General features: G+C 52.6%; 30 protein-coding genes and 1 other RNA gene. 22 read left to right on the top strand and 9 right to left on the bottom strand.

Translation table 11 applies throughout. The features are described 5' to 3' along the window. Positions 1-22 precede the first annotated feature (22 nt). A complete protein-coding gene (gene tesB / locus SPL01S_RS05415; protein ID WP_063198059.1) occupies positions 23-886 on the bottom strand; it encodes an acyl-CoA thioesterase II in 864 nt (287 codons plus the stop codon). 230 nt (positions 887-1116) lie between these two features. On the opposite strand from tesB, the gene SPL01S_RS05410 reads away from it, so the two are divergent. Next, positions 1117-1608, top strand: coding sequence for a YbaY family lipoprotein (locus tag SPL01S_RS05410; protein ID WP_062869853.1), 492 nt, complete (start codon positions 1117-1119; stop codon positions 1606-1608). A 65-nt stretch (positions 1609-1673) separates the two neighbouring features. Here the strand turns inward: SPL01S_RS05410 and SPL01S_RS05405 are convergent, their stop codons facing one another. Further along, positions 1674-1988: an MGMT family protein gene (locus tag SPL01S_RS05405; protein WP_004949344.1), complete on the bottom strand. Its 315-nt coding sequence runs from the start codon at positions 1986-1988 to the stop codon at positions 1674-1676. A gap of 158 nt (positions 1989-2146) precedes the next feature. On the opposite strand from SPL01S_RS05405, the gene ffs reads away from it, so the two are divergent. From ffs to SPL01S_RS05325, 16 genes are all read left to right on the top strand, one after another. Next, positions 2147-2243: signal recognition particle sRNA small type (ffs, locus tag SPL01S_RS05400), an RNA gene on the top strand. Between the two features lie 344 nt (positions 2244-2587). Then, a complete protein-coding gene (locus SPL01S_RS05395) occupies positions 2588-3388 on the top strand; it encodes a winged helix-turn-helix domain-containing protein (protein ID WP_063198051.1) in 801 nt (266 codons plus the stop codon). Continuing rightward, positions 3373-3867 (top strand): FidL-like protein, encoded by a 495-nt coding sequence (locus tag SPL01S_RS05390; RefSeq protein WP_062869855.1) that lies wholly within the window; start codon positions 3373-3375, stop codon positions 3865-3867. The genes SPL01S_RS05395 and SPL01S_RS05390 overlap by 16 nt, the downstream gene beginning before the upstream one ends. Before the next feature lie 412 nt (positions 3868-4279). Then, positions 4280-4771, top strand: coding sequence for a winged helix-turn-helix domain-containing protein (locus SPL01S_RS05385; RefSeq protein ID WP_062793149.1), 492 nt, complete (start codon positions 4280-4282; stop codon positions 4769-4771). A gap of 49 nt (positions 4772-4820) precedes the next feature. Continuing rightward, complete coding sequence (locus SPL01S_RS05380) at positions 4821-5327, top strand: type II secretion system protein N (protein WP_062869856.1); 507 nt, start codon at positions 4821-4823, stop codon at positions 5325-5327. Positions 5328-5452: 125 nt separating this feature from the next. Further along, positions 5453-7345 (top strand): type II secretion system secretin GspD, encoded by a 1893-nt coding sequence (gspD, locus tag SPL01S_RS05375; protein WP_063198240.1) that lies wholly within the window; start codon positions 5453-5455, stop codon positions 7343-7345. Then, complete coding sequence (gene gspE, locus SPL01S_RS05370; protein ID WP_063198049.1) at positions 7342-8838, top strand: type II secretion system ATPase GspE; 1497 nt, start codon at positions 7342-7344, stop codon at positions 8836-8838. Before gspD ends, gspE begins: the two co-directional genes overlap by 4 nt. After that, positions 8828-10039: a type II secretion system inner membrane protein GspF gene (gspF, locus tag SPL01S_RS05365; RefSeq protein WP_081113143.1), complete on the top strand. Its 1212-nt coding sequence runs from the start codon at positions 8828-8830 to the stop codon at positions 10037-10039. Before gspE ends, gspF begins: the two co-directional genes overlap by 11 nt. A 5-nt stretch (positions 10040-10044) precedes the next feature. Continuing rightward, positions 10045-10521 (top strand): type II secretion system major pseudopilin GspG, encoded by a 477-nt coding sequence (gene gspG / locus SPL01S_RS05360; protein WP_062869859.1) that lies wholly within the window; start codon positions 10045-10047, stop codon positions 10519-10521. Continuing rightward, positions 10521-11012 (top strand): type II secretion system minor pseudopilin GspH, encoded by a 492-nt coding sequence (gene gspH / locus SPL01S_RS05355; RefSeq protein ID WP_063198045.1) that lies wholly within the window; start codon positions 10521-10523, stop codon positions 11010-11012. The genes gspG and gspH overlap by 1 nt, the downstream gene beginning before the upstream one ends. Then, a complete protein-coding gene (gene gspI, locus SPL01S_RS05350) occupies positions 11002-11379 on the top strand; it encodes a type II secretion system minor pseudopilin GspI (RefSeq protein ID WP_232246030.1) in 378 nt (125 codons plus the stop codon). The genes gspH and gspI overlap by 11 nt, the downstream gene beginning before the upstream one ends. Then, positions 11376-11987, top strand: coding sequence for a type II secretion system minor pseudopilin GspJ (gspJ, locus tag SPL01S_RS05345; RefSeq protein ID WP_062869862.1), 612 nt, complete (start codon positions 11376-11378; stop codon positions 11985-11987). Before gspI ends, gspJ begins: the two co-directional genes overlap by 4 nt. Next, entirely contained in the window at positions 11984-12919 is a 936-nt protein-coding gene (gene gspK, locus SPL01S_RS05340; RefSeq protein WP_062869863.1) for a type II secretion system minor pseudopilin GspK, read from the top strand. The genes gspJ and gspK overlap by 4 nt, the downstream gene beginning before the upstream one ends. Positions 12920-12922: 3 nt before the next feature. Further along, positions 12923-14053, top strand: a complete 1131-nt coding sequence (gspL, locus tag SPL01S_RS05335) for a type II secretion system protein GspL (RefSeq protein ID WP_063198040.1) — start codon at positions 12923-12925, stop codon at positions 14051-14053. Further along, positions 14050-14511 carry a type II secretion system protein GspM gene (gspM, locus tag SPL01S_RS05330; RefSeq protein ID WP_063198037.1) on the top strand — a complete coding sequence of 154 codons (462 nt, stop codon included), beginning with the start codon at positions 14050-14052 and terminating at the stop codon, positions 14509-14511. Before gspL ends, gspM begins: the two co-directional genes overlap by 4 nt. Before the next feature lie 32 nt (positions 14512-14543). Next, positions 14544-15374 (top strand): prepilin peptidase, encoded by an 831-nt coding sequence (locus SPL01S_RS05325; RefSeq protein WP_073972022.1) that lies wholly within the window; start codon positions 14544-14546, stop codon positions 15372-15374. On the opposite strand, the gene gspS is transcribed toward SPL01S_RS05325, so the two are convergent. Further along, positions 15371-15745 carry a type II secretion system pilot lipoprotein GspS gene (gene gspS / locus SPL01S_RS05320; protein ID WP_063198035.1) on the bottom strand — a complete coding sequence of 125 codons (375 nt, stop codon included), beginning with the start codon at positions 15743-15745 and terminating at the stop codon, positions 15371-15373. The genes SPL01S_RS05325 and gspS overlap by 4 nt on opposite strands. A gap of 279 nt (positions 15746-16024) precedes the next feature. Here gspS and gbpA point away from each other — a divergent pair, with 279 nt between their 5' ends. Continuing rightward, a complete protein-coding gene (gene gbpA, locus SPL01S_RS05315; RefSeq protein WP_062869867.1) occupies positions 16025-17446 on the top strand; it encodes an N-acetylglucosamine-binding protein GbpA in 1422 nt (473 codons plus the stop codon). Between the two features lie 60 nt (positions 17447-17506). After that, complete coding sequence (locus SPL01S_RS05310) at positions 17507-18043, top strand: cytochrome b (RefSeq protein WP_006323971.1); 537 nt, start codon at positions 17507-17509, stop codon at positions 18041-18043. A gap of 240 nt (positions 18044-18283) precedes the next feature. Here the strand turns inward: SPL01S_RS05310 and hha are convergent, their stop codons facing one another. From hha to SPL01S_RS05295, 3 genes are all read right to left on the bottom strand, one after another. Beyond that, entirely contained in the window at positions 18284-18487 is a 204-nt protein-coding gene (gene hha, locus SPL01S_RS05305; protein ID WP_006322256.1) for a hemolysin expression-modulating protein Hha, read from the bottom strand. A 50-nt stretch (positions 18488-18537) separates the two neighbouring features. Beyond that, complete coding sequence (tomB, locus tag SPL01S_RS05300; protein WP_004949348.1) at positions 18538-18906, bottom strand: Hha toxicity modulator TomB; 369 nt, start codon at positions 18904-18906, stop codon at positions 18538-18540. A gap of 159 nt (positions 18907-19065) precedes the next feature. After that, on the bottom strand, positions 19066-19392 hold the full coding sequence (locus SPL01S_RS05295) for a hypothetical protein (RefSeq protein WP_081113142.1): 327 nt from the start codon (positions 19390-19392) through the stop codon (positions 19066-19068). A 478-nt stretch (positions 19393-19870) separates the two neighbouring features. On the opposite strand from SPL01S_RS05295, the gene SPL01S_RS05285 reads away from it, so the two are divergent. From SPL01S_RS05285 to SPL01S_RS05275, 3 genes are read left to right on the top strand one after another with little or no spacing between them, the layout of a single operon-like run. Then, a complete protein-coding gene (locus SPL01S_RS05285) occupies positions 19871-20584 on the top strand; it encodes a metal ABC transporter ATP-binding protein (RefSeq protein WP_062869870.1) in 714 nt (237 codons plus the stop codon). Then, positions 20581-21438: a metal ABC transporter permease gene (locus tag SPL01S_RS05280; protein WP_063198028.1), complete on the top strand. Its 858-nt coding sequence runs from the start codon at positions 20581-20583 to the stop codon at positions 21436-21438. The genes SPL01S_RS05285 and SPL01S_RS05280 overlap by 4 nt, the downstream gene beginning before the upstream one ends. A 25-nt stretch (positions 21439-21463) precedes the next feature. Beyond that, entirely contained in the window at positions 21464-22342 is an 879-nt protein-coding gene (locus SPL01S_RS05275; protein WP_063198026.1) for a metal ABC transporter substrate-binding protein, read from the top strand. Positions 22343-22457: 115 nt separating this feature from the next. On the opposite strand, the gene ykgO is transcribed toward SPL01S_RS05275, so the two are convergent. The 3 genes from ykgO to sdeY form a co-directional block, all read right to left on the bottom strand. Then, positions 22458-22598: a type B 50S ribosomal protein L36 gene (ykgO, locus tag SPL01S_RS05270; RefSeq protein WP_004949353.1), complete on the bottom strand. Its 141-nt coding sequence runs from the start codon at positions 22596-22598 to the stop codon at positions 22458-22460. A gap of 12 nt (positions 22599-22610) precedes the next feature. Further along, entirely contained in the window at positions 22611-22865 is a 255-nt protein-coding gene (locus tag SPL01S_RS05265) for a type B 50S ribosomal protein L31 (RefSeq protein ID WP_004949355.1), read from the bottom strand. Between the two features lie 180 nt (positions 22866-23045). Then, positions 23046-26192 carry a multidrug efflux RND transporter permease subunit SdeY gene (sdeY, locus tag SPL01S_RS05260; RefSeq protein ID WP_063198024.1) on the bottom strand — a complete coding sequence of 1049 codons (3147 nt, stop codon included), beginning with the start codon at positions 26190-26192 and terminating at the stop codon, positions 23046-23048. Positions 26193-26198 lie beyond the last annotated feature (6 nt).

Below are 26198 nucleotides of genomic sequence, written 5' to 3'. Positions count from 1 at the left end.
GACATCGCCCTTTTTTTCTTTTTTAGGCGTCGCGCTGGCGAATCACGCCTTCTTGCACCGTGGTGGCGACCAGTACGCCTTCACGGGTGTAGAACTGGCCGCGCACAAAGCCGCGTGCGCCAGAGGCGGAGGAGCTTTCCACCACGTACAGCAGCCAGTCGTCCAGGCGGAACGGCCGGTGGAACCACATCGAATGATCGATAGTCGCCACCTGCATGCCCGGCTCAAGGAAGCCGACGCCGTGCGGCTGTAGCGCCGTCGGCAGGAAGTTGAAATCTGACGCATAGCCCAGCAGATATTGGTGGATACGCTGATCGTCCGGCATGGTGCCGTTGGCGCGGAACCACACGTAACGGTGCGGTTCTTCCACCGTACCTTTCAGCGGGTTGTGGAATTTGACCGGGCGCATTTCAATCGGTTTTTGGCCGATAAACTTTTCGCGAACCTTGTCCGGCAGCATATGCGCCAACTTCTGGGCAATGTCTGATTCGGACATCAGCCCTTCTGGCGGCGGCACGTCCGGCATGGTGTTCTGGTGTTCAAACCCTGCTTCCGGGCTTTGGAAAGAGGCGGTCATGTAGAAGATCGGTTTGCCGTGCTGAATGGCGCTGACGCGACGGGCGCTGAAGCTATTGCCGTCGCGCAGGATTTCCACGTCATAAATAATCGGCTTGCTGCTGTCGCCTGGGCGTAAGAAATAGCTGTGGAACGAGTGCACGCTGCGTTCTGCCGGTACCGTTTGTTTGGCGGCATACAGCGCCTGGCCGACCACCTGTCCGCCGAATACCTGACGCAGACCCAGATCTTCACTTTGTCCGCGGAATAGCCCTTCTTCGATTTTCTCCAGATCCAGCAGATCGAGGAGGTTTTGCAGTGCCTGGCTCATAAAGTTACTACCCTTTTAATAATCATTTTGCGCAGTGTGCGGAATATCACGGCAAGACGTCAATATGTTGCGTTAAGGCACAGGGAAAATTGCCTGAATACTGAGCGTTATTAGAAGGCTAAGTGATTAACAGGCAGTGCTAAATGGATTTTTCAGTATTTTGTGCTAAGTTTAATGAGTGAGGTGGTGAAAGCCACCAAGGTGTTGATAATAAAAAAGGAGACCGATCCATGAAACTCTGGCAAATCGTAGGTGGAGCAGCAGCATTGACGATCACCCTGGCGGGTTGTGCTCAAAAGAGCGCAAATGTGCCTGTGCCGGCAGCGGGAAACCCAGCGATTGCGCAAACGCAGATTCAGGGCCCGGCGGTAACTGGTTCGGTTAACATTCGCCAGCGTATTGCGCTGCCACCGGATGCCGTACTGACGGTTACGCTCTCTGATGCTTCATTGTCGGATGCGCCGTCGAAAGTGATTGCCCAGCGCGCGGTGCGCACTGAAGGCAAGCAGGCGCCGTTTAATTTTGTACTTCCTTACAACCCGGCTGATATTCAGCCCAACGCGCGTATCATTCTGAGCGCGGCCATTACGGTAAACGGTCGGATGACCTTTATTACCGACACTATCCAGGAAGTAGTGACCCGCAACGGCACTCGTGCCGACCTGCAGTTGGTTCCGGTGCAGGGCATGCCGGTTCAGGCGACACCAACAGCCATGCCGTAAACCGGCAATCCTGAAGCAGTAAGAGATCAACAGCCTTTGCGCTCCGGCCAAAGGCTGTTTTGTTGCTACCAGCGCCAGCCATAAATCAGTAGATCGACCGTGCTGTGCGCGCCGAAGATGATCCCCTCACTCAGCAGCGCCTGGCGCTGACGTTGAAAGTCCTCCCCCTGCTGCGAAATTTGGCCGTGACGGTTAATCACCCGGTGCCAGGGCAGGCTGCTGCCTTCCGGCAGACGCCTCAGTACGCCGCCGACCTGACGTGCGGCACGCGGTGAGCCCGCCAGCCGTGCTACCTCGCCATAGGTCGTGACCTTGCCATAGGGAATGGCGGCTATCACGTGGAACACGCGTTGGCTGAATGTGGCGTCTTCTGGTTCCATTTATGTTTTCCTGCTGCGGCAAAAAGCCAAGGATGGAAGTGTGCCATAGCCAGGGTGGGTAAGAAAACAGCGGTTAGCCCCGGTTGGCTTGCTATTTGGCTGGTCATCGCCGATAATGCCCACCGCTTCGCAGTCATAGAAGCCGTCAATGGGGGCCCTGTTGGTTCTCCCGCAACACTAACTTGTGAACTCGGTCAGATCCGGAAGGAAGCAGCCGTAGCAGGTGACGTGTGTGCCGGGATGTAGCTGGCAGGGCCTCCACCAATTTCAGCCTCCGCCTTTTCCTTCCCCACCGTTTACGCACTGTTTTTGTCTATCGTCGTTTAGCCTGTCCGCTCGATAAATAGACGTTTTAATCAGTCATCCGATCAGATTTTCACCTAAAAAATAATATGATGTCTCAAGAATGTTGGTCTCGATGTTTTTTCTTTTTCAGCGATACCTGAATAGGATGAGAATTATCTTGATGTTGCGGGGTATCGATGTTGTGGTTAAAATATTGTTGATGCTTGGCGTTGTCAGGCAATAATTTTGATATTGACTATAATGGGTCGGTACGGCGTTTTGGACAATAATCAGGCATCAGATTAGGCTGTAACATGATTTATATCATTGATAACAAAGTTGCCTTTAATACCGAGAACGGCTCTTTAAAGAGCATGAGAAATGGTAAGGAAGTATTTTTATCGAGCCTGAATGTCAGAGTGTTCAAATGCTTGCTTGAACATGGCGTGAAGCCGGTCAGCAGAGAGGATATTTTTAAGCAGGTTTGGGGTGAGCAAAGTCTGAGTGTATCTTCCGCAACCCTGAACCAATATATTAGCCTGACTCGCCGGGCATTGCTTTCCGTAGGATTCAGCGATCGCTTGATAATCACGGTGGCTAAAACAGGTTATAGAATTAATAAAACCATTTTAATTAAAATCTTGGAAATTGCCCCTCCCAGCCAATCGCCGGAAGATGCCCCCCCGTTAATGTCTGACGCCAGTGGTACCCAAAGGCCATATGCACATCATTATTATCTGATGACGTTACTTCGTACCTTATCAATTGCATTGCCGCTTGCCATCCTGGTTTTCTTGTTTTTTTATTATCAGCATTACCGTGAAAATGAGAAACGCCCGTTTATCTCTTATCTTGGTGTGGTCAAAGGTTGCCCGATTTATTACTCTGGAAGGTATCTCGATAAAAAAACGGATCGCTACCTGCAGTTTTTGACCGAAAAGGATCTTTATGGCAATCGATGTGGTAAGGATGAATTGATTATTACACGGCTCAATCACTCACTTAACACCACAGAAGACAGTGGCCGTCAGTTTATCGCAAAATGTGTAATGGACAGCGATCATTTTTATCATCATTGTGAAAGCGAGTATATCCGCGCATGGAAAAAAAGTTAACCGTACTGTCGATGATACTCATTGTTCTGTGCATTGTTTTTGGCAGTAGCATATATTACCTCACCCATTCCCAGCAGGATTTAAAGGGCATTGCCTGCGAAGCTAATGCGAAGTTCACTTACGCCAATGATTTGGATAATGCCAGTGCACCTATGGATATTCGCCTCATTTTAAAAATGCACTACGTTTTTTTTACAAGCAATAAGGGCATTATGACTCTGAATGGCGTGGCGAGCAGCGGAGATAAACGGTTTTTTGTGAGTCGCAATGTTAATTTCACTTATGTTGCACAAGATGATTTTTATAAATTTAAATATGGCAATGAACAGCGTTCGGTAAGAGATACCTTACCCTCTGAAGTGTACTCCTATTTTTTTAATAGTGAATCTAACTTATATCATATCAATTATCTTGATAAGGACACTCTGATGTTTAGTAACGTTTATACTCCGATGTTTATTTGTAATGTGAAATCATAATCTATGGTGTGAGAGCATAGTAACGATAGAAATTATTAATGAACTACTATTTGTCTCCTTTGTTATTATAGTCAGGTTTAGCTTTTCTATTCCTGACTCCCGCCCCACATCAGGATGTCTATAATTATAGAAAATGATATATATTTTTATATATGTTATTTTATTCATTTTATATTTTAATGTAATTTATTGTTTTTATTGGATATTTTTGTTTTTGTTTGTTTTGTGAAATATTATTAATTTTATCTTATATATTGCATTTGGATGCTGTTGCCATTCCTTATCGTTCATGTTTTATTAGACAGCCTCTTTAATTACGCTATTGTTTTGCTTCTTCCTTGAACAGGGCAGGTTGGGGGTGGGAATGCAAAAAAATACCTGATTATTATTTTTTCTAGTCAATAGGTGAGATATGGATATACATGACATTGCTCTGAATGACACTCTGATGGAAAATGAGTCGGTTGTATTGGATAACAATAATAAAACATTGTTTTTTAAAAGAGAGAATATCGTTATTGAAATGACGGAGTTGCAGCGTCGGTTTATTCTCTGTCTGCTTAGTGGCATATATAAAAAGAATGATATCATTCGCGCAGTATGGTTTTGCAATCATGAAACCATCAGCGATAATAATTACCATCAAATTATATTTCAATGTCGGTCGTTGTTGTCGCGGCACGGTATCCCTGGTCAGGTGATTAAAACCATTCCCCGATTTGGCGTCATGCTGAGTTTTCAGGCCTGCGAGCGGGAAACCACTGAGGGTGCTGGGTCTGAAAATAAAAAACTGGCGGAAAGTAAAAAAGGGAAGAAGGGCATTTTGGAAACCATTAACTACAAAATTGCACTGACGTTGACTCTGCTGTTTTCGGTGGCGATGTTTGTGGGTGTGTCTGCTTAGCGCCCGATGAAAACGTGTCGCCAATTTATCTGATTACCCCGAGGCCTAAGTGAGTAAACGGTTTATTGTTTTTTTTATTTCATTTTTCTTCTTGGCGAATGCGGTGTTTATTTTTTCTCAGCTTTGGAAAATTTATCGTATCGATCAGACAGATGTATCGTCGCAGCGTAATTTCGTGCCTGAAAGGGGACGTTATGTTGGTTTCCCTGCGCAAGATGATATAGAAAAAATCAACAATGCTGATTTTTTTGGCCGCTATGGGGAAAGTCGGGGAGAGGGAAATAACGGTATGAGCTATAAGATTAGCTCGCAGGGGATAAACGACGATGTTATCAACAATGCCCCTGAAACGCGTCTGGCGGGAAAAGTTACCGGCTTGCTGTTTAGCGATAACCCCAAACACAGCCTGGCGATAATAGAACGCTCCGGCAAACAGGCCAGTTATGGTATGGGCGATCGCATTGCTAACAGTAACGTGGTCGTATTACGGATACTGCAAGACAAGATATTGCTTGACGAGAATGGATACTACGCCTTGATGATTTTAAAAGACTAGGTGTGCTTTCTTTTTAGAATTGGAACTTTTTAAGGTCATAAGGCTACATTGTGATTACGCATCTTTTTTACCATTTTGGCCATCAACTGGCCCGCCTTCCCTGGCGGGAACTGGTGGTGGTATCAATGTTGGCGGCTACCCCCGGGATAACGCATGCAGCGTCATTCTCTGCCAATTTCAAAGGTACGGATATTCAGGAATTTATCAACACGGTCAGTAAAAACCTGGGCAAAACGATCATTATTGATCCGGCGGTGAAAGGAAAAGTCACCGTACGTAGCTATGAGCAGCTTAACGATAAACAATATTATCAATTCTTCCTGAACGTGCTGGACGTGTACGGATATACCGTCATTGGTATGCCAAATAACGTACTTAAAGTCATTGTGGCGAAAGACGGGAAAAGAGCCGCTTTGTCGCAGGCCGGCGGTGAACTGATTGGGGAAGGGGATGAGGTTGTAATGCGTATTGTTCCTTTGCGCAATATCGCGGCCAAGGATATTTCCCCATTATTACGTCAACTGAATGACAGCGTGGGCGTAGGCAGCGTGGCGCATTATGAACAGGGCAACGCGTTGTTGATCACCGGCAGAGCCGCGGTAGTGAATGGGTTGATCGATATTGTTCGGGAGATGGATCAGGACGACAGCAATCAGATAGAAACGCTTGCGCTGAAGCATGCGGCGGCGGCCGAGATTGTGCGTATGGTCAATGCGCTGTTCCGCGAAGAGGGCAAGCAGCGGATGGCGGGTGCTGCGACGCTGCGGTTGGTCGCGGATGAAAGAACCAATACTGTGATGATCACCGGCGACGATCGGATCCGCGAATATGTTAAGGACATGATTTATCAGCTGGATAACAAGAGCGTCAATCAAGGCAATACCCAAGTCATTCAACTGAAATACGCCAAGGCGCAGAGCCTGGTCGAGGTGCTGACGGGGATTAGCTCAGGCCTGCAAAATGAAAAAGAGGGCGCGGCAACCAATGTAGCCTTGTTGAAAAATGTGGTGATCAAAGCCGATGAGCAAACCAATGCGTTGATCATCACCGCTGCGCCGGATGTGATGCGCGACCTGGAAGAGGTGGTGACCAAGCTGGATGTCCGCCGTGCTCAGGTGCTGGTTGAGGCGGTGATTGTCGAAGTGCAGGATGGCCAGGGGCTGAATATCGGCGTCCAGTGGGCCAATAAATACGGCGGCGGCACGCAGTTTGGCGGCAATGTACCTGGCGTTTCATCGGGTTTTGACGGTGGCATGCTCGAGGCTTTCAACAAGGCCAGTGGTTTGATGACCGGCTTTTACAGCGGAAACTGGGGGGTATTGCTATCCGCTATCGCCAGCAATAATCAAAATAATATTCTGGCTACGCCGAGCATTGTCACCCTGGATAACGCCGAAGCGGAATTCAGCGTAGGCCAGGATGTGCCTATTTTGACCGGTTCGCAAACCACCAACAGCGATAACGTTTTCAATACCGTCTCGCGTAAAACCGTGGGGATAAAACTCAAGGTCAAACCGCAGATTAACAAGGGCCAATCGGTCCTGATGCAGATTGAGCAGGAAGTCTCCAGCGTTGCCGACAATACGCAGGTCTCCGCCGATTCCCTGGGCGCCACTTTTAATATCCGTACGGTAAATAACACCGTGTTGGTCGACAGCGGCGAAACGGTAGTGGTTGGCGGTCTGCTGGATAAAACCAATTCAGAGGTGGAAAGCAGCGTTCCGCTGTTGGGGAAAATTCCGGTATTGGGCGCGCTGTTCCGTTCTACGTCGGTGAAAGAGAGCAAGCGCAATTTAATGCTGTTCATCCGCCCGACCATCATCCGGACGACCGAAGGATTCTCTCAGCAGAGCCAGCGTAAAGTCGGCAAATTTGATGTTGAGCAGCGGGAAGATATCGAGCTGAAAACGGCGTTGCGCGAGGAAATCTCCTCCGGCCAAACCGCGGGTGACAATCAAGCGTTTCTCCGCGTCATTTCGCAGGTCAATGCGTTCTATGACCAAGAGGGAAAACCATGACGCCGAGCCCCTCAGGCCACCTGTTGCCTTTTGCCTGGGCGCGCCAGCACGGCGTGCTCGCCGTCGCCGAACAGAGCGACACACTGCTGTATTGCCATCAGCAAACGGCTCAGGCCGCACTGATGGAGGCATACCGCTGTTTGCCGGGCGAGCCGATGTTGGTGCGGTTGGAGCCTGAAATATTTGAACAAAAGCTGGTGGCGTATTACCAGCAGGAGGCCGGTCATGCGCAGAAGATGATCGACGATCTGGGCGGCGAGCTGGACTTTTACACGCTGGCGGAAGAGCTGCCGGAGCAACAAGACCTGCTGGATGAGCAGAACGATGCGCCAATCATCCGCCTGATCAACGCGATGCTGAGCGAGGCAATCAAAGCCCGTGCTTCAGACATCCATATCGAAACCTACGAAAGCGAATTGGTGATCCGTTTTCGCATTGACGGTGCGCTGCAACGCATTCTGGCGCCACAGCGCAAATTGGCCGCGCTGCTGGTGTCGCGCATCAAGGTGATGTCGAAACTGGACATCGCTGAAAAACGGGTGCCGCAGGATGGACGCATGACGTTGAAGGTCGGTGGACGGGCGATCGACGTGCGCGTATCGGTGATGCCGGCCAGCCACGGTGAACGGGTGGTTATGCGCCTGCTGGACAAAAATAGCGTCAGGCTGGATCTGCCCAGTTTGGGGATGACGCAGGAGCGTCAACAGGCGCTTATGCGTCTGATTCAGCAGCCGCACGGCATCATCCTGGTTACCGGGCCGACCGGCTCCGGCAAGAGCACCACGCTCTATACCTTGCTGAACCAGATTAACGACGAAAACCGCAACATCATGACCATTGAAGATCCGGTCGAGTACGAGTTGAGCGGCATTGCGCAGACTCAGGTGAATCCGAAGGTGGACATGACCTTCGCCCGCGGGCTGCGTGCGTTGCTGCGCCAAGATCCCGATGTGGTGCTGATCGGTGAAATCCGCGACGGCGAAACGGCGCAGATTGCGGTTCAGGCTTCGCTGACCGGGCACCTGGTGCTGTCCACATTGCACACCAATACGGCGATCGGCGCCATTACCCGCCTGCGAGATATGGGGGTTGAGCCATTCTTGCTGTCCAGTTCGCTTAGCGGCGTGTTGGCGCAGCGCCTGGTGCGGCGGCTGTGTCCGCAGTGCCGCGAACCCTACGCCCTGTCTGATCGGCAACGGCGGGCGTTTGATCTGCCTGTGGATCAGGACGTCACTTGCTGGCGACCTCTAGGCTGTAACGCCTGCAGTGGGCAGGGCTACCTTGGCCGTATCGGGCTGCATGAGCTGCTGGTGCTGGATGAACCCATGCGGCTGGCGATCCACCGCGGAGACAGCGAGATCGACATCATGCGGTTGGCCGCCTCGCGCTATCAGTCTTTACGTCAGGATGGGATCGCCAAAATGAGCGCCGGCGAGACCAGCCTGGAGGAGGTGCTGAGAGTGACCCGCGAAGGGGATGGCGATGAGGTTTGATTATCATGCCTGCGACAGGCAAGGACGTGCCCGACGCGGGGAGCTCGAGGCAGATTCCTTGCGCCATGCCCGTGACCTGTTGCGTGAAAAAGGATGGCAGGTGCTGGCGGTTAAAGCCAAAAAAACGCGCAGTTTCAACAAGCTGGCAGGATTCAGGCTGACCTCCGGCGTCACGAGCAGCGATCTGGCGTTGTTGACCCGTCAGTTGGCGACGTTGATGTCCGCCGCGTTGCCGCTAGAAGAAGCGCTGATGGCGGTGGCGCGGCAAACGGAAAAGAAAGGCTTGCAGGCGGTGCTGACGCAGGTACGCCTGCGGATCCTGGAGGGGTTTTCCCTGGCGCATGCCCTGGGGCAATACCCGCCTATTTTTGATCGCCTGTACTGCGCCATGGTGACTGCCGGCGAAATCTCCGGCCATCTTGCGCCGGTGCTGGAGCGTTTGGCCGACTATGTCGAACAGCGTCAGCAAATGAAAAACAAGATCACTCAGGCGTTGGTGTACCCAATGGTGCTGACGGTGGTGGCGATCGGGGTAGTGGCCATTTTGCTTACTGCGGTGGTGCCTAAAGTCATCGAGCAATTTATTCATATGAAACAGGCCTTGCCGTTGTCCACCCGGCTGCTGATCGGTGCCAGTGACGCGATCCGACAATGGGGGCCGGCAGTGCTGATGCTGTTGCTGGCGGGCGTCGGTTTGTTTCGCTATTGCCTGAAGGTACCGGCCAGGCGTACCCGGTGGCATGCTTTTATCCTGCGGCTGCCGGTTATCGGCAAGTTGACCCTGGGCGTGAATACGGCGCGCTATGCCAAAACGTTGAGCATTTTGAACGCCAGCGCGGTGCCGTTACTGGAGGCGATGCGCATCAGCGCCAGCGTGTTGGGCAATGATCATGCCCGGCAGCGGTTGCTGGCGGCGATGGAACGGGTGCGTGAAGGCGAAGGGCTGTCGCCGTCTCTGGAGGGGACCGCGCTTTTTTCGCCGATGATGCGGCACATGATCATGTCCGGTGAGCGCAGCGGTGAATTGGAAATGATGCTCGAGCGGGCGGCGAATATGCAACAGGATGCCTTTAATCGGCAAATAACCTTGGCTCTGGGGCTGTTTGAACCTTTATTGGTGATAGTGATGGCCAGTTCGGTGCTGTTTATTATTTTGGCTATCCTGCAGCCAATATTGCAGCTCAATAACATGATTGGATGAGAAAGATGTTAACGGAAAATAAAGTGAGAAAGAGCAGTCGTGTACGCAAGTTTCGCCAAAAGGGTTTTACGCTTTTGGAAATTATGGTGGTGATTGTGATTCTGGGGTTATTGGCCAGTTTGACTATTCCCAGCCTGATGGGAAATAAAGAGAAAGCGGATAAGCAAAAGGCGACCAGCGATATTGTCGCCCTGGAGAATGCGCTGGATATGTACAAGTTGGATAACGGGCGTTATCCCAGTTCGGAGCAGGGGTTGGCGGCGCTGTCGGCCAAGCCTGAAGTGGCGCCGGTTCCCCGCAATTATCCTGAAGACGGTTATATCCGCCGCCTGCCGCAGGATCCCTGGGGCAATGCGTATCAACTGCGCAATCCCGGGCGGAACGGCAAGCTGGACGTGTTTTCCAGCGGCCAGGATGGTATTGCCGACAGTGAGGATGACATCGGTAACTGGCCTGAGAAAACGGCGGATAAAGCAGAGTAATGATGAGGTGCGAACGCGGTTTTACCCTGCTGGAAATTATGCTGGTGCTGCTGTTGTTAGGCATCACCAGCAGCCTGGTGATGCTGCGTTCTCCCGCAGTTGAAAATCAACTGGCACGGCAGGGTGAGCAATTGGCCTGGCAACTGAATGAGGTTGCGGAACGGGCTGAGCGTGAGGGAACAACCTATGGCGTGGCATTCAGCCGCAAGGGGTGGCGTATTGTCGCCGCCGGTCAACCGCAGGATAAAACTGCGGTGGCGATAGGCTCACCGTTACCGGCCGGGGTTGAACTGTCGTTGGCCCTGGAACGGCAGGCGGTTTCGCTGAAAGGCGAGTGGCCACCGCAGGAGGAACCGCAGGTTTGGCTGTATCCGGGCGGTGAAACCACCGTGTTTTCCGTCACATTGCTGCAGGGGAAATGCCAGTGGCAACTCAGCGCGACCGGTTTCTTTACGTTTGAAACGACAGAAGCCCACTGTGATGAAGCTTAAATATAAACGGCAGCGAGGCATGACCCTGCTGGAGGTGATGGTTGCGCTGATGATATTCGCCATTGGTTGCATGGCGTTAATCAAAACCACCGGAGGGCAGGTGCAAAGCCTGGGGGCCATCGAGGCGAAGAATATCGCCCTGTGGGTAGCGGATAACCAATTGACTTTATTGCAGCTTGATAGGGTCCCGCCTGCGCAGGCATGGCGTCAGGGGACGACGGAAATGGCGGATGAAACCTGGTATTGGCGTTATCGCGGCAGAGACACCACGGATGCCGGGATACGGGCGATAGAAATGGAAGTTCGGCGCGATCCGCAGGCGCCAGGCGCCTTGATCAGGCTGTTGGCCTACAGAGAATTGCCATGAACAGGGAAGCGGAGCGCGGTTTTACTCTGGTGGAAATGATGCTGGCCATCGTTATTTTTTCTTTGCTGTCGCTCACGGCGATGATGATTTTCAAAGGTGTATTGAGAAACAGTGAGATCACCCAGCGAAAATCGACGCAAATGGTTCAGTTGCAACGGGTGCTAACCCTCATTGAACGGGACTTTACCCATGCACTCACCCGCACGCCGGCCGGTTTGGCCGGTCAACCCGGCATACCGGAGTTTATGGCACGCGGGGCAGAGGAGGGGGATGGCGGCTATCGGGTCACGATGATCAGAAATTACTGGCATAACCCCGGTGCCAGGCTGCCGCGTTCGACGCTGGAGCGGGTGGAATATCGGTTTCAGAAGGGGAGATTGGACCGCCTGAGCTCCCCAGCCCTGAACAGCCCGCCGTCTGCCGCGCGCAGTGTGGCGCTGTTGTCGGACGTGTTGCGGTTCCAACTGCGTTTTTATTATCAAGGCGAATGGTTAGCGGCATGGCATGCCAGCACCTGGCTGCCTCAGGCAGTCGAGATCACCGTCGAAACAGGTTCTTTCGGCGTGGTGCGGCGCATTGTCCCGCTGTCGCCTGAGGAAAAATCATGAATAAACAGCGGGGAATGGCGTTGTTGATGGTTTTGTTAATGATGTCGGTGATGACGATTATTGCGGTGAATATCAATAGCTACTGGCAGCGGTCGTTGACGCGAGCGCAGTTTCAGCAGGATCAATTAAGGGCCAAATGGCTGCTGTTGGGCGGAGAAATCTATGCCAAAAGGCAGTTGCAACAGGCGTTGGATAAGCAGGTCTCGGTGAGTTTGGGGCAGGCATGGGCGCGTGAAGATATGGCCATGCGCACGGAAGAGGGAGAGGTTTCAGTGCGTATCGTCAGCGCCGATGTCTGTTTTAATTTGAATGCGCTCGCAGCGTCATCCCCGGTGGATGATGCCGGGGGCGAAAAGCCGAAAATAGCGAGAGAGAAGCGGATATTCATGCTGTTGCTCACCAATCTGGGCGTTGACGAGCCGCAGGCCGGCGCTATCGCCGACGCTGTTATTATGAAAATCAGCGCACAACGCGGCACGTCTGAAACGGGCTATCTGATTGAAGACGTCAGTGAACTGCGGGAGATCGGCGTCATAAACCCTGAACTGTACCTGCGTATAGCGCCATTGGTCTGCGCCTTACCGGATAATACGCTGCAAATTAACCTCAATACCGCCACGGAGCGGCAGTTGCCGCTGATCAGGGCGATGTTGCTGAATGCTTTGGGTAACGAGCAACTCCTGGCGATCATCGCCGGGCGGCCGCAGCTTGGCTGGAACTCATTGGACTTTTTAACCACGGATAACTACCCCGAACTGCGTAAGCTGAAAGACGGCGGCCTGGCTGACGGACTGGTCACTACCGGCAACCGCTTTACTGTGGAACTGCGGGTGAAACTGGATGACGGCAGGTATCGCTTGGTCAGCGCATTGCAACGGAACAGTACCGGCACTAAGGTCATTCGGCGCCAGTTTGGCTGGGGAGAACACTAGAGTATGTCGGACAATATTCTGTTAATCGCCCTGGGACACGGCGCCGTCGCCGATGTGCGCTGGGGCAAGGTGGGGGAAGCGCAAAGCGTCTTTGCCGCCAGCCTCGATCTGGATAATGCGGATGCCGAGCTGGCGGTTATGGCGCGGAACAGCAGGGTGGTGGTGCTGGTTCCTGCGCGCCATGTGGTGCTGCGCAATACGCAGTTTCAGGGGAAATCCAGGCTGGCGACACCGATGGCGTTGGCGTTCCAGCATGAAAGCGAACTGCTGACCGACGTGGAGCAGATGCACTGGGTAATCTTGGGCAAGGAGCAGATGAATTTCGGCATTGCCGGGGTCACACTGACACAAATGCAAACCTGGTGCGAACGGCTGCGTGCCTGCGGCCTTCATGCCGATAAAATGCTCCCGGACGTGCTGGCATTGCCCCTGCCCGGAGAGTGCAGCGTGGCCTATTGGCCCGATCGATGGTTGATAAGAACGGGAAAATGGCAGGGCATGCAATTGCCGTGCGCATGGGAGGACACCGAACTTCCGGTCACGCCGGATCTTTGCATTCACGCCGGTGGCAGTGTGCCCTCGACATGGGAGAGCGGATCCTGCGCAGGGGATCCGCTATGGCAATTGGCGAACGAAGCCGGGCGCAGCAAGAGCAACCTGCTGCAGGGGAAATTTAAACCCGCCCTCAGATGGCCGCGGTTTATTCCGGGAAAGATCGCCTGTGCGTTGATATTGGTCAGTTGTTCGTTGTTGGTTTGCGGTTTGTACCATCAACTGAAGGCCGGGCAAGCCGAAAGGCAGATGGCCGCTTTATATCAGCATTTGTCGCCGGGGCAGCCGCTAACGGCTTCGCCCGTTGAGGAGGCCAGAAAAAAAGTCAGACAGATGCAAAATATATTGAAGGAGCCTCAACTGTTTAAGCTGTTGCCTTATGCCACCGAGGCGCTGTCTCTGTGGGAGCAGCCGCAACTGCAGTCGTTAATTTTCGATGGCGCTAAAAATGAGCTGGTTATCACCCTGTTAAAAGAGGATACGCAACTGGCGCCACCAACCGAAGACAATGGCATCAGCATCGCCATGACGGAAGGGCCTTCGGATAATTTGGTGACCCTGACGGTTGGAGAAGAGCAATGAAAGCGCGGATAGCCGATTTAAGAGCCGATAAAAGCTTGCAGGCGGCGGTGGCGTTGAGTCTGATGCTGTTGGCGGCCTTCAGTTATTGTCTGTATCAGTTTTATCAGGTGAAAAAAAATACGCAGCGGTTGGAGGCGCTTAATGGGCAGATGATCAACGTCGCCAGGTTGCAATCGCGATTACCGCCTGACGCCGCCCCCCCTGTGCTGTTGCAGGAACGCCTGCGGCAGAGCGCGCAAGAAAATCAAATTCCCGTTACGGCCTGGGAAGAAAGCGAAGAAGGCGTGCGGATGACGTTAGTCTCCATCCCGTTCGCGCGTTTAACGATCTGGCTGGCCGAATTGCAGCGCGAGCAAGGGATTCGGGTGGTGCAACTTGCCGTAGAACGTAGCGAACAGGATCAGGGCGTGGTGAAGGTCAGCCAACTGTTGGTGGCGGCGCAGCAAGCCATTTTATAAGCGATCCCGGTTTTATTCATTCAGAGGGAAATATGTTATCCGTCATTGAAAATATGGCCAGTGACTGCTGGCTATTATTCAGCGCAGTGCTGAGCCTTTGTTTGGGCAGTTTTATTAATGTGATAATTTACCGACTGCCCAAGATGCTTGAGCGTGAAGAGGATGAAAGGGTTAATGGTCGTCATCCTGATGTATTTAATTTTTTTCTGCCAGGGTCAACGTGTCCACATTGTTTAGAGAAAATAAAACCCTATGATAATATTCCACTGCTGAGTTGGTTGATATTGCGCGGGCGTTGCCGCCACTGCGGGGGGGATATTTCCTCGCGTTATCCGCTGGTGGAATTAGTTACCATGCTGGCCGGTATATCGATAGCCTGTTTTATCGGCGTCGGTATCGACTGGTTTTTCATGTTGGCGTTATTTTCATTATTGTTGGCACTGTCGGCTATCGATGTGGAGCGGCAGCTATTGCCCGATTGTTTGACGCTGTCATTACTGTGGGCCGGGTTGTTGTGGCATAGCATCGCGCAGCCGCAATTTTTACCCGCCGCGGTAATCGGGGCGGTAGCGGGCTATCTCACCCTTTGGCTGCTTTACTGGGGTTTCCGGTTATCGACCGGGCGTGAAGGCTTGGGGTATGGCGACTTTAAATTGCTGGCGGCGTTGGGGGCGTGGGGGGGATATGAAGCCCTGCCGCCTATCCTGCTTATCGGTTCTTCCAGCAGCCTGATCTGGCTGCTGCTACTGCGCGTGATGCGCTCCCGCAGCTGCTCGCAGCCCTTGCCGTTCGGGCCAGGACTGGCGATAGCCGGATGGTCGTGGATGCTTTACCACTGGATTATCCAGCCGGTTGTCGGCTAGCGCGTATGCTCAAGAAAACGCGCCAGCGACTGGTTAAAGCTGCTGCATTTCTGCGCCAGGGGCGTAGCGTCGGCATTCAGTCGATCAAATACCCCTTTGGCCGCATCGAGTAATTGGGTTTTATTCACGTCTTGGCTTGGCCAACCTTTTTTATTTGCTTCGTTCAATGCCGCTGCGGCCAACTTATCATTGGTCGGGATGTCGGCGCGGCTGCATTTTTCCCGAAGAAACTGGCTGGCTCCGACCAGTGAGGACAGTTGTTCCAGCTGATGCTCAGCCGTTGGCGGTGTGGTTTTATGTTCTGCAGAATGCTGACAGCCGGACAGCAGTCCGAGGGATATCGTTAACGCAGCAATATTTTTAGTAAACACGCTATTCTCATCTTCGGTATTGGGAGTGGCTGGTTATTTTATCTTCGACTTATGATGGTTTCAATGCTCCCGCTTTTTTTTAAGTATTCTTCATATTTACTAAGGGTTTGCTGCCATTAATGTGCATTAAGTTAAGGCAACCTAAGTATCTCAGGCTTATTTATTCGTTTTATTCTCTTGGGGCGGGAAGTTACCGCGTTTATTAGAACAGTAAATAACTCGACTGAAAGTTATTTGACTTTTATCAGTTGAAAGCCGAACAGTTTAACTGGAGTAGTAATGAAATTATCAAAAATTGCCTTGATGATGGCAACACTTGCCGCCTCTTCCGCTGCATGGTCACACGGTTATATTGAAGTCCCCGAGAGCCGCGCATTTAAATGCAAACTGGGTTCAAACACCGACTGCGGTCGGGCGCAGTATGAACCGCAGAGCGTGGAGCAAATCTCTGGTTTTCCGGCTAATGACCAGCCTCTTGATGGCCAATTGGCCAGCGGCGGCGTCGGGGGCTTTGAGCCACTTGACCGTCAGGGCATCAACATTTGGGCGCTGAATACCATGAAGCCGGGTCCGCAGGCCTTCACTTGGTACCATACCGCCAAGCATAAAACCAACAACTGGCGTTATTACATCACCAAGCAGAACTGGGATGTGAATAAGCCGCTGTCGCGTGAATCTTTCGAAAGTGAGCCTTTCTGTGAAGTCGATGGTCACGGCGATGCGCCAAAAGAGCGTGAAGTTCACCAGTGCGTAGTTCCGGAAAGAACCGGTTACCAGGTGATTTATGGCGTGTGGGAAATTAACGACACGGTAAACAGCTTCTATCAGGCTGTCGACGTTAACTTTGAAGATGGCGGCATTGTTTCCGAGTGGAACCAGCAACTGCAAGGGCAGATCAACGGTAAAAACCTGTTGATCGGCGATAAGGCGATCGCCCGTTTCTTCAGTGATGCCGGCGAAGTGATCGCCATGCAGGTCGAACTCGATATCAACAGCGAAGCGCTGACCGATAAAAATCGCTGGAGCCAGGCGCTCGCGGAAAAAATTAACGCCACCCACGCCGACGTGCGCGCCGGTGTTAAAGATAAAGACGGCAACGTCAACCCAATCGCCGGTAACAACTACGTCTTCGCCAAGAAAGGCAGCACGCTGAAGAGCGTGGTGATTTCCTATGAGGAAGAAACACCGGCCGTTACCGAGGAAATCCGCATTAGCGGGCTGTCGAGCACCAAGATCAAAGACGGTAAATCCCAGTTGACCTTTAACGCTGAGGTGAAAGGCAAGCTGACCGTCGAAGCGCGCGTGTTCGATCATCATCAGACCGAGAAAGGCTACCTGAAAGCCATCGTAGATGACGCCAGCCAGCCGTTGAGCATGGATCTGAACAACGTCAGCGAAGGTCACCATATGTTGAAGGTGATTGCGACTAACGATAACGGGCATAGCATTCAGCCTGACGTTGAGAACTTCAATCTTGAAGCCGAGTCTACCGGCGGCACCGGAGAATATAACTTCGTCTTCCCGAACGACCTGAGCAAATACACCGCCGGCACCACCGTGTTGCAGCCGAAAGATGGCAAGGTTTACGAATGTAAGCCATTCCCGTACAGCGGCTACTGCATGCAGTGGAACAGCGCATCAAACAATTATGAGCCGGGTGTGGGTTCCAACTGGCAGGACGCGTGGGTTGTGAAGAAGTAAGCGATCCGATAACGAACAGAATATTCAGCGGCCAGCAATGGCCGCTTTTAAGAGGGTTTTATGCAACATCAAACTGAAACGATTGGCATCCGCACTCGTTACGATCTCTTCAGCCGCCTATTGCATTGGATCATTGCCGTCGCGATGTTTTACGTCATGATTGTCGGATATTCACTGCATTTTATGCCGAATGAGCGGATATTTACCTTTTTCTCGGAAACCAATATGTCGTTGGCCCTGGTGCTGACGCCGCTGATGATGGCACGCTTTCTCTGGCGTTTTTTCAGACCTTCGGTCCCCTATGGCGAAATGCTGAAAGGGCATGGGAAGGGGCTGGTGCATTTGCTGCACGAGGTATTCTACCTGCTTATTTTCGTGGTATTGATCAGCGGTTTTTTAATGTTGGAAAAGGGATTTCAGGTCTTTGGCGTTATAGATTTCCCCCGCCCGGTGGACAGCCTGGAGGTGAACAGATTCTTTTTTGTCATACATCGCTGTTCGTGTGTGGCGCTGGCGGGAATGATTGTGCTCCACGTGGCTGCGGTGATAAAGCATCACTACTTTGAAAAGAATGCGATTCTGCGCCGCATGTTGTAGCCTGCGTACTGTTTGGCGCGCCGGTTTTTCCGCTGGTGCGCCGCCGTTATCCGATGGATTTTCTGGCGGTGTAATAAGGGGCGGGGAATTGACAGTGGCTATTATTGAGGGGGGGCTTCCGACTATATTGCGGGATTTCGGCAGTGAATGAAAATCACTGCAAGTCAATAAGATAAATGCGTGCTTGCCGTAAACATTGAAGCCGATAAAGGTATCGGCTCAACGCATTTATCACCTGGATTATCGTACGAATTTCCAAACGGCAACGGGGATTTTATCGTAAAGCTTATTCATGGTGAGCTCGGCCAAACGGTGGTCCGCTGCAGAGTAGAACAGCTCTAGTTCGTCATCCGAAAGCTCATACTTATTTTTTTCAATAACGCGTTCCAGGGTGTCAATCGTGGTGCATTTACGTAAACGCATCAGATAGTCAATTTTAGTCATGATAGCCTTTAGTTTTATAAACCGTAGAGTAATTTGGGGATAATTATCCCCTAAGTTTTCATTGTCGTACAGATGCCCTCTCCTGAGAACATTCTGAATAATCGCGCTTTGGTTTTTTGCCAGCGGCGCAAATCGGAATCATTAATACCATAACTGCTAAACAGTGTGTAGGTATCGTCGAGATACTCTTCGACTAACTCCGATAAATCACTTTCGTCCATGTATTTAATTTTATAACTCATCACAAACGAAGCAATATGTTCAATCAACTCGTTAAGCTGGAGGTTGACGGAAGACGTTGGATCGTTCACCCAGCCGTGGTGGCTGTCGCCCAGTGTTGCGATACCTTCATCATACAAATTTTCGCACAAGAATTTGAGCTGAGCAATATCGTGCCTTTTAGGCGAATACTCATCCATATCATCCCCTCCGTAAGTCTTAATTTCGGTGTTGATAACACTCTGTGAGTAAGCTGATTTACATCATGGACGGAGGCAGCTTAACGGTGACAAAATAAACTTTCCGTATAATGAATATAAATCATTTTTTCGCATTTGGCCTGCTGTTATTACGTAAACTTACAATTCATCTGCGGTAGAGGGGCGGGAGTTATCAATGATGTCAAAGGTTAATCCCGTTTCGACAACGCTAAAAGTCACGCTGTCGCTGATGTATTCCTCGGCGCTGATATCCAGACAGGCGTTGAAAATTGTCCATTTATAGCGATAACTCATTGAATACTGGTTGCTGCTCACATTTTGAATATCAAGTATTTCTAATGAGCCCTCGGCGTAACCTGCGCTTTCCGAATAAAAACTCAGGCCGCTGGTCAATGCCGGCACCAACTCTGAAATTTTATCGTTAATCATTTTTTTTAGTTTTTTAACGGAAAGTGCTTCCGTCATTGTGTCGCAACGAAGAGTCACATGCATTTAATGTCTGGCCGTACCGCTATCCAATCTATTTATCTTACTCCTTTTTCGTCACCTCGTCGGTAAACTTTTCGTTTATCGGGGGCTTTTTTACAGTTTCTCAACGTTGTTTACTGCTTAATAACCCTGATGTTATTCGGTATATCTCAAAGGGAGTAGCCCCGTTATTCGTTAATCTGCTAATTATCGGTGCAAGCATAACTTTCTTTGTTAAGTTCCGTTACATAAATCGCCGGGGGAGCGCTTGAGGTGTCGATGGTTATGTGATGTTATACTGTAACAATAAATCTTTCTTCTCTTTGGCTATGAAACTGACATCCGCACCCCATCAACATGACGCTGAGCCGTCACTGCATTCCCTGTTCACCGCATCGGCGGGATTACGCTGCGGCATTGCGGCAGCATTGTTGGCCCTGTTGTGGCTGGGCATTCGCTGGGCGGTATTGCTGCCATGATTACGCTGCAACAGGCCGTGGTTGGTTACGGCGGCACTCCGTTGTTTCCACCGCTTAGCGGACATTTCGCTGCCGGCTCTTTGACGGCGGTGGTTGGTGTTAACGGTGCCGGCAAGTCCACGTTGCTGAAAACCTTGGCTGGGCTTTTACCCTTGCAGAGCGGCAGCCTGCTTTTCAGCGGCAACAAGTTACCGCGCATGGCATATCTGCCGCAGCAGGCTGAACTGGATCGTCAGTTCCCGATCCTGGTGAGCGATCTGGTGGCAATGGGAAGCTGGCCGCAGTGCGGTATGTTCCGTGGGCTGAACAAGCGCGCCGGGCTGCAGATTGTCGAGGCGCTGGATGCCGTGGGCATGGCGTCGATGGCGAGAAGCCCGGTAGGCGAGCTTTCAGGTGGCCAGCTGCAACGCGTGCTGTTTGCTCGCCTGCTGGTCCAGCAGGCACCGTTGATTTTATTGGATGAACCTTTTACCGGCATCGACAGCGCCACCACCCAATTATTGCTGCAGGTGATCGCACAACTGCACCAACAGGGGCGAACGGTGATTGCCGTGTTGCACGATATGTCGATGGTAGCTAATCATTTTCCTCAGGCGTTGCTGTTAACGCCACAGTGTTGCCATTGGGGAGATGCCGATCGGGTGCTGGAACATATTCCGGCGCTGAACGTCGCCTGCCGGCCCCAGTGCCTGAGGGCGGTAGCGCCATGATGCTGCTTGATCCTCTCATCGATCCCTTTGCCTCATTCGGCTTTATGCGTCGTGCGCTGGTGGCCTGTTTTGCGCTGTCGCTCAGCGCCGCGCCGTTGGGGGTGTTTCTGTTGCTACGGCGCATGAGTCTGGTTGGCGATGCGTTGTCCCATGCGGTGCTGCCTGGGGCGGCGATAGGCTATTTGATTTCAGGCATGTCGCTGGTGGCGATGGGTGTCGGCGGGTTTATCGCCGGGCTGGCGGTGGCGATGCTCTCCGGGCTGGTCAGCCGCCGAACGCCGCTGAAAGAAGACGCCAGTTTCGCCGGTTTTTATCTGGGTTCGTTGGCGCTGGGGGTGACACTGGTCTCACTGCGCGGTTCCAGCGTCGATCTGCTGCATGTGCTGTTCGGTTCTATCCTGGCGGTGGACACGAACGCCATTTTGATGGTGGGTGTAATAGCCAGTTTTTCGCTGTTGGCACTGGCGGCGCTGTATCGCGCCCTAGTCATTGAATCTTTCGACTCCACCTTTTTGCGAGTCAGTGCGCCGCGCTGGCTGGCGCTGATACACGGGCTGTTTCTGGCTCTGGTGGTGATAAATCTGGTGGCGGGGTTCCAGATCCTCGGCACGCTGATGTCGGTGGGGTTGATGATGCTGCCTGCCGCCAGCGCGCGTTTCTGGGCGCGTAATCTGCCGCATACGTTGGCGGTGGCGATGGGGATTGGCATGCTCTCAAGCCTGATTGGCCTCGAATGGTCTTATTACGCGTCATTGCCCGCCGGCCCGGCGATTGTGCTCAGCGCCAGCGTGATCTTTTTTGGGTCGATTTTGTTTGGGACGCGTGGGGGAATTTATTCTCTCGCGCGCCGTTGAGAAGTGCCAAGTTCAAGGAGAAAGTATGAAACGTTTACCTATTTCGCTGGCAGTCGCTGCTCTGCTGTCCAGCCCATTGGCGATGGCGAAAACCGTTGAAGCCGTCGCCAGCTTTTCGATCCTCGGCGATATCGTGAAGCAGGTGGGGGGAGAACACGTCAGGGTCACTACATTAGTGGGGCCGGACGGCGATCCGCACAGCTTTGAACCTTCGCCGAAAGACAGCAAGGTGCTGTCGCAGGCCGATGTGGTGTTCGTCAGCGGGCTTGGGCTGGAGGGCTGGATTGATCGCCTGGTCGGTGCCTCGGGGTATAAAGGGCAGGTGGTTACCGCATCACAGGGGATCGACACCCGCCAGATGAGCGAAGACGGCAAGGAGGTCACCGATCCCCATGCCTGGAACAGCATGAAGAACGGAGTGCAATACGCAACCAACGTGATGAATGCGCTGATTGCTGCCGATCCTCAGGACGCCAACTATTTCCGCCAGCGCGGTTCAGAATATATCCAGCAGTTGCAGAAATGGGATCTCTGGGCCAAAACCCAGTTTGCCGCGGTACCGCAGCAAAAACGCAAGGTGCTGACCAGTCATGATGCTTTCGGTTATTTTGGCCAAGAATATGGCGTCACTTTCCTTGCTCCGGTCGGTTTCTCTACCGAGGCTGAAGCCAGCGCCAGCGACGTGGCCGGTTTGATTAAGCAGATCAAACAGGAGAAGGTTAATGCCTACTTTATTGAAAACCAAACCGATCCGCGGCTGGTGAAACAGATTGCCGCCGCCACCGGCGCGAAAGCCGGTGGTGAACTGTATCCAGAGGCGCTGTCCAAACCGCAAGGGCCGGCGGCGACCTATGTACAGGCGTTCCGGCACAACGTCGATACGCTGTTAGGCAGCATGAAATAAACCGTAGCGGCCCTGCCGGTAAGGCGGGGCAACGGGTTGCGTTTCAGTTTCCTTTCTCCATAAAAAAGCCCCGTTGAGCAGCAACGGGGCTTTGCGACAGATGACACTTCAGACGTTAACGTTTTTTCTTGCGTCCCTGCACCGCTTTGAAGCGCGGGTTGCTTTTACAAATCACATAGATACGGCCATTGCGGCGTACGACTTTGCAATCCGGATGGCGCTTCTTCGCCGACCGCAACGAACTTAAAACCTGCATGTTGATTCCCTTTTATTTGCTGCCAAGGAAGCGGCCAAAACGCTGCTGGAAGCGCGCGGTGCTGCCTTCTTTGGAGAACTCTTTCTGCTTGCCGGTGTAATACGGATGCGAAGCGGAAGAGACGTCGATAGTGACGTACGGCCAGTTTTCGCCATCGAGTTCAATGGTGCGATCGGTATTAATGGTCGAACCCACTTTAAAATAGGTGTTGGCACTCAGATCGTGGAACACCACGGTACGGTAGTTTGGATGGATGCCTGCTTTCATGATGCCCTCTCATGTAATGTTATACTATAACAATAATTATGCGCCGCACGGCAGAGCGGATCAAGTACAAAATGCAGCGACAGGCGAATTAATGAGAGTGGTTTGCATTAAGCGGATGAAGCCAAAGAAAAAGGCCGCATAAGCGGCCTTTGTGTTCAGTGGTAAGCACTCACTGGGTTATCAGTGATGCTCAACCGGATGGCTGTGTTCCACATCTTCAGACTTCTTGCTGAAGCGGCGGCGAACCACCACGAAGAAGACAGGAACGAAGAAGATGGCCAGCACGGTAGCGGTAATCATCCCGCCCATAACGCCGGTACCTACCGCGTTTTGCGCGCCGGAGCCTGCACCGCTGCTGATAACCAGCGGCAGTACCCCGAGGATGAAGGCCAGTGAAGTCATCAGAATCGGGCGCAAACGCATGCGCACCGCTTCCAGCGTGGCTTCTATCAGGCCTTTACCTTCTTTATCCATCAGGTCTTTGGCGAATTCCACTATCAAGATGGCGTTCTTCGCCGACAGGCCGATGGTGGTCAGCAGCCCCACCTGGAAGTAAACGTCGTTGTTCAAACCACGCATGGTGGCCGCCAGCAACGCACCGATAACCCCCAGAGGCAGAACCAACATGACCGAGAACGGAATCGACCAGCTTTCATACAGCGCGGCCAGGCACAAGAACACCACCAGAATCGAGATGGCGTACAGGGCAGGGGCCTGGTTACCGGACAGACGTTCCTGGTAGGACATACCGGTCCAGTCGTAACCGATGCCGCTCGGCAGCTTGGAGGACAGCTCTTCCATCATGTTCATTGCTTCACCGGTACTTTTACCCGGTGCCGCCTGACCCAGAATTTCCATGGAAGGCAGGCCGTTATAGCGTTCCAGACGCGGCGAACCGTATTCCCATTTCGCTGAAGAGAATGCGGAGAACGGAACCATCTGGCCACTGGTGCCACGGACAAACCACTTGTTGATGTCCTCAGGCAACATACGGAACGGTGCTTCAGCCTGCACGTAAACCTTCTTCACACGACCGCGGTCGATGAAGTCGTTCACGTACGAGCCACCCAACGCGGTGGTCAGCGTGCTGTTGATGGTGGTGATGCTGACACCCAACGCCTTGGCTTTTTCCTGATCGATAATCAGTTTGAACTGCGGCGTATCTTCCAGGCCGTTAGGACGCATGCCGACCAGCAGGTCCGGATGCTGGGCTGCCATGCCCAACAGCTGGTTACGCGCTTCGGTCAGTTTTTCATGGCCCAGGCCACCCTGGTCAATCAGCTGGAAGTCAAAACCGGTAGCGGTACCCAGTTCGATAATTGCAGGCAGGTTGAATGGGAATACCAGGCCGTCTTTGATTTGCGAGAACGCACCCATGGCGCGACCTGCAATTGCCGGTACTTTATTCTGCTCCCCGCTACGCTCGGACCAGTCTTTCAGGCTGACGAACGACAGACCGTTGTTCTGGCCGTTACCGTTAAAGCCGAAGCCCGCAACGGTAAATACCGACACCACGTTGTCTTTTTCTTTGGTCAGGAAGTAGTCGGTGACTTCTTCCAGCACCTTCGAGGTTCGAGCCTCGGTGGCGCCCGCAGGCAACTGCACCATGGTCAGCAGGATGCCCTGGTCTTCTTCCGGCAGGAACGAGGACGGCAGGCGCAGGAACAGCAGGCCCATACCGACGACGATTAGCAGGTAGATCACCAGATAGCGACCGGTGCTGCGCAGGATACTGGCTACGCTGTCGGTGTAGTGGTGGGTGCTCTTTTCGAACATGCGGTTAAACCAGCCGAAGAAGCCGGTTTTAGCCCCGTGATCGCCTTTCTGCACCGGTTTCAGCAGGGTGGCGCACAGCGCCGGCGTCAGAATCAACGCCACCAGCACCGACAGTGCCATAGCGGAAACGATGGTGATGGAGAACTGACGATAGATGGCACCGGTTGAACCGCCGAAGAATGCCATAGGTACGAATACCGCTGACAGCACCATGGCGATACCGACCAACGCACCCTGGATCTGCTCCATCGATTTCTTGGTCGCTTCTTTCGGCGGCAGCCCCTCTTCGGACATTACGCGCTCGACGTTCTCCACCACCACGATGGCGTCATCCACCAGCAAGCCTATCGCCAGCACCATGCCGAACATCGTCAGGGTGTTTATCGAGAAGCCAAAGGCCGCCAGTATCGCAAAGGTGCCCAGCAAGACGACCGGTACCGCGATGGTTGGGATCAGCGTCGCGCGGAAGTTCTGCAGGAACAGATACATGACCAGGAATACCAGCACGATCGCTTCGAACAGCGTTTTCACCACTTCGTTGATCGAAATCTTGACGAACGGGGTGGTGTCGTACGGCCAAACCACTTTCATCCCCTGAGGGAAGAACGGCTGCATCTTGGCTAACGTGTCTTTTACCGCTTTGGCGGTGTTCAGGGCGTTGGCACCGGTAGCCAGTTTGATACCCAGGCCTGCCGCCGGTTTGCCGTTGTAACGTGCGGTTACGGCATAGCTTTCGCCGCCACGCTCAATACGCGCTACGTCTTTCAGGCGAACCTGCGAGCCGTCTGCATTCACCTTAAGCAGAATTTTGCCGAACTCTTCCGGAGAGGTCAGACGGGTCTGCGCGATGATTGAGGCGTTAAGCTGCTGGCCCGGTACCGGTGGCATCCCACCCAATTGCCCTGCGGCGATCTGGTTGTTCTGCTCGGTGATGGCGGACGTCACATCCGTCGTGGTCAGTTGGAAATTGTTCAGCTTGCCCGGATCCAGCCAGATGCGCATGGCGTACTGTGCACCAAACAGTTGCACCTCACCCACACCCTGTGAACGGCTGATAGGATCCTTGATATTTGAAGCTACATAGTCCGCGATGTCGTCCTGAGTCATGTTCGGATCGTCGGAAATGAAGCCGGCTACCATCAGGAAGCTGCTGCTGGATTTCTCTACTTTCAGGCCTTGCTGCTGCACTTCTTGCGGTAACAGCGGCGTAGCCAGCGACAGTTTGTTCTGGACCTGAACCTGCGCAATGTCAGGGTCGGTACCGGAGTTAAACGTCAGCGTAATGGTGACGCTACCAGAGGAATCACTGGTGGAGGACATGTACATCAGATTATCGATACCGTTCATGTTCTGTTCGATAATCTGGGTCACGGTGTCCTGCACCGTTTTTGCATCCGCGCCTGGATAGTTGGCGGAAATACTCACCGCCGGTGGTGCAATAGTGGGATACTGCGCGATCGGCAGTTTCATTATTGCAAGCACCCCCGCCAACATGACGATGATGGCGATTACCCAGGCGAAAATCGGGCGATCTATAAAGAACTTAGCCATGTCTTA

The organism is Serratia plymuthica NBRC 102599, from assembly GCF_001590925.1.
Classification (GTDB): domain Bacteria; phylum Pseudomonadota; class Gammaproteobacteria; order Enterobacterales; family Enterobacteriaceae; genus Serratia; species Serratia plymuthica.
This window is presented reverse-complemented; position numbering and strand designations above follow the sequence as displayed.

Bases quoted from the DNA above. Each gene is read 5' to 3' on its own strand.
- tesB (WP_063198059.1), bottom strand. From the start codon at position 886: ATGAGCCAGGCACTGCAAAACCTCCTCGATCTGCTGGATCTGGAGAAA.
- SPL01S_RS05410 (WP_062869853.1), top strand. From the start codon at position 1,117: ATGAAACTCTGGCAAATCGTAGGTGGAGCAGCAGCATTGACGATCACC.
- SPL01S_RS05405 (WP_004949344.1), bottom strand. From the start codon at position 1,988: ATGGAACCAGAAGACGCCACATTCAGCCAACGCGTGTTCCACGTGATA.
- SPL01S_RS05395 (WP_063198051.1), top strand. From the start codon at position 2,588: ATGATTTATATCATTGATAACAAAGTTGCCTTTAATACCGAGAACGGC.
- SPL01S_RS05390 (WP_062869855.1), top strand. From the start codon at position 3,373: ATGGAAAAAAAGTTAACCGTACTGTCGATGATACTCATTGTTCTGTGC.
- SPL01S_RS05385 (WP_062793149.1), top strand. From the start codon at position 4,280: ATGGATATACATGACATTGCTCTGAATGACACTCTGATGGAAAATGAG.
- gspD (WP_063198240.1), top strand. From the start codon at position 5,453: ATGTTGGCGGCTACCCCCGGGATAACGCATGCAGCGTCATTCTCTGCC.
- gspE (WP_063198049.1), top strand. From the start codon at position 7,342: ATGACGCCGAGCCCCTCAGGCCACCTGTTGCCTTTTGCCTGGGCGCGC.
- gspF (WP_081113143.1), top strand. From the start codon at position 8,828: ATGAGGTTTGATTATCATGCCTGCGACAGGCAAGGACGTGCCCGACGC.
- gspG (WP_062869859.1), top strand. From the start codon at position 10,045: ATGTTAACGGAAAATAAAGTGAGAAAGAGCAGTCGTGTACGCAAGTTT.
- gspH (WP_063198045.1), top strand. From the start codon at position 10,521: ATGATGAGGTGCGAACGCGGTTTTACCCTGCTGGAAATTATGCTGGTG.
- gspI (WP_232246030.1), top strand. From the start codon at position 11,002: ATGAAGCTTAAATATAAACGGCAGCGAGGCATGACCCTGCTGGAGGTG.
- gspJ (WP_062869862.1), top strand. From the start codon at position 11,376: ATGAACAGGGAAGCGGAGCGCGGTTTTACTCTGGTGGAAATGATGCTG.
- gspK (WP_062869863.1), top strand. From the start codon at position 11,984: ATGAATAAACAGCGGGGAATGGCGTTGTTGATGGTTTTGTTAATGATG.
- gspL (WP_063198040.1), top strand. From the start codon at position 12,923: ATGTCGGACAATATTCTGTTAATCGCCCTGGGACACGGCGCCGTCGCC.
- gspM (WP_063198037.1), top strand. From the start codon at position 14,050: ATGAAAGCGCGGATAGCCGATTTAAGAGCCGATAAAAGCTTGCAGGCG.
- SPL01S_RS05325 (WP_073972022.1), top strand. From the start codon at position 14,544: ATGTTATCCGTCATTGAAAATATGGCCAGTGACTGCTGGCTATTATTC.
- gbpA (WP_062869867.1), top strand. From the start codon at position 16,025: ATGAAATTATCAAAAATTGCCTTGATGATGGCAACACTTGCCGCCTCT.
- SPL01S_RS05310 (WP_006323971.1), top strand. From the start codon at position 17,507: ATGCAACATCAAACTGAAACGATTGGCATCCGCACTCGTTACGATCTC.
- hha (WP_006322256.1), bottom strand. From the start codon at position 18,487: ATGACTAAAATTGACTATCTGATGCGTTTACGTAAATGCACCACGATT.
- tomB (WP_004949348.1), bottom strand. From the start codon at position 18,906: ATGGATGAGTATTCGCCTAAAAGGCACGATATTGCTCAGCTCAAATTC.
- SPL01S_RS05295 (WP_081113142.1), bottom strand. From the start codon at position 19,392: ATGACGGAAGCACTTTCCGTTAAAAAACTAAAAAAAATGATTAACGAT.
- SPL01S_RS05285 (WP_062869870.1), top strand. From the start codon at position 19,871: ATGATTACGCTGCAACAGGCCGTGGTTGGTTACGGCGGCACTCCGTTG.
- SPL01S_RS05280 (WP_063198028.1), top strand. From the start codon at position 20,581: ATGATGCTGCTTGATCCTCTCATCGATCCCTTTGCCTCATTCGGCTTT.
- SPL01S_RS05275 (WP_063198026.1), top strand. From the start codon at position 21,464: ATGAAACGTTTACCTATTTCGCTGGCAGTCGCTGCTCTGCTGTCCAGC.
- ykgO (WP_004949353.1), bottom strand. From the start codon at position 22,598: ATGCAGGTTTTAAGTTCGTTGCGGTCGGCGAAGAAGCGCCATCCGGAT.
- SPL01S_RS05265 (WP_004949355.1), bottom strand. From the start codon at position 22,865: ATGAAAGCAGGCATCCATCCAAACTACCGTACCGTGGTGTTCCACGAT.
- sdeY (WP_063198024.1), bottom strand. From the start codon at position 26,192: ATGGCTAAGTTCTTTATAGATCGCCCGATTTTCGCCTGGGTAATCGCC.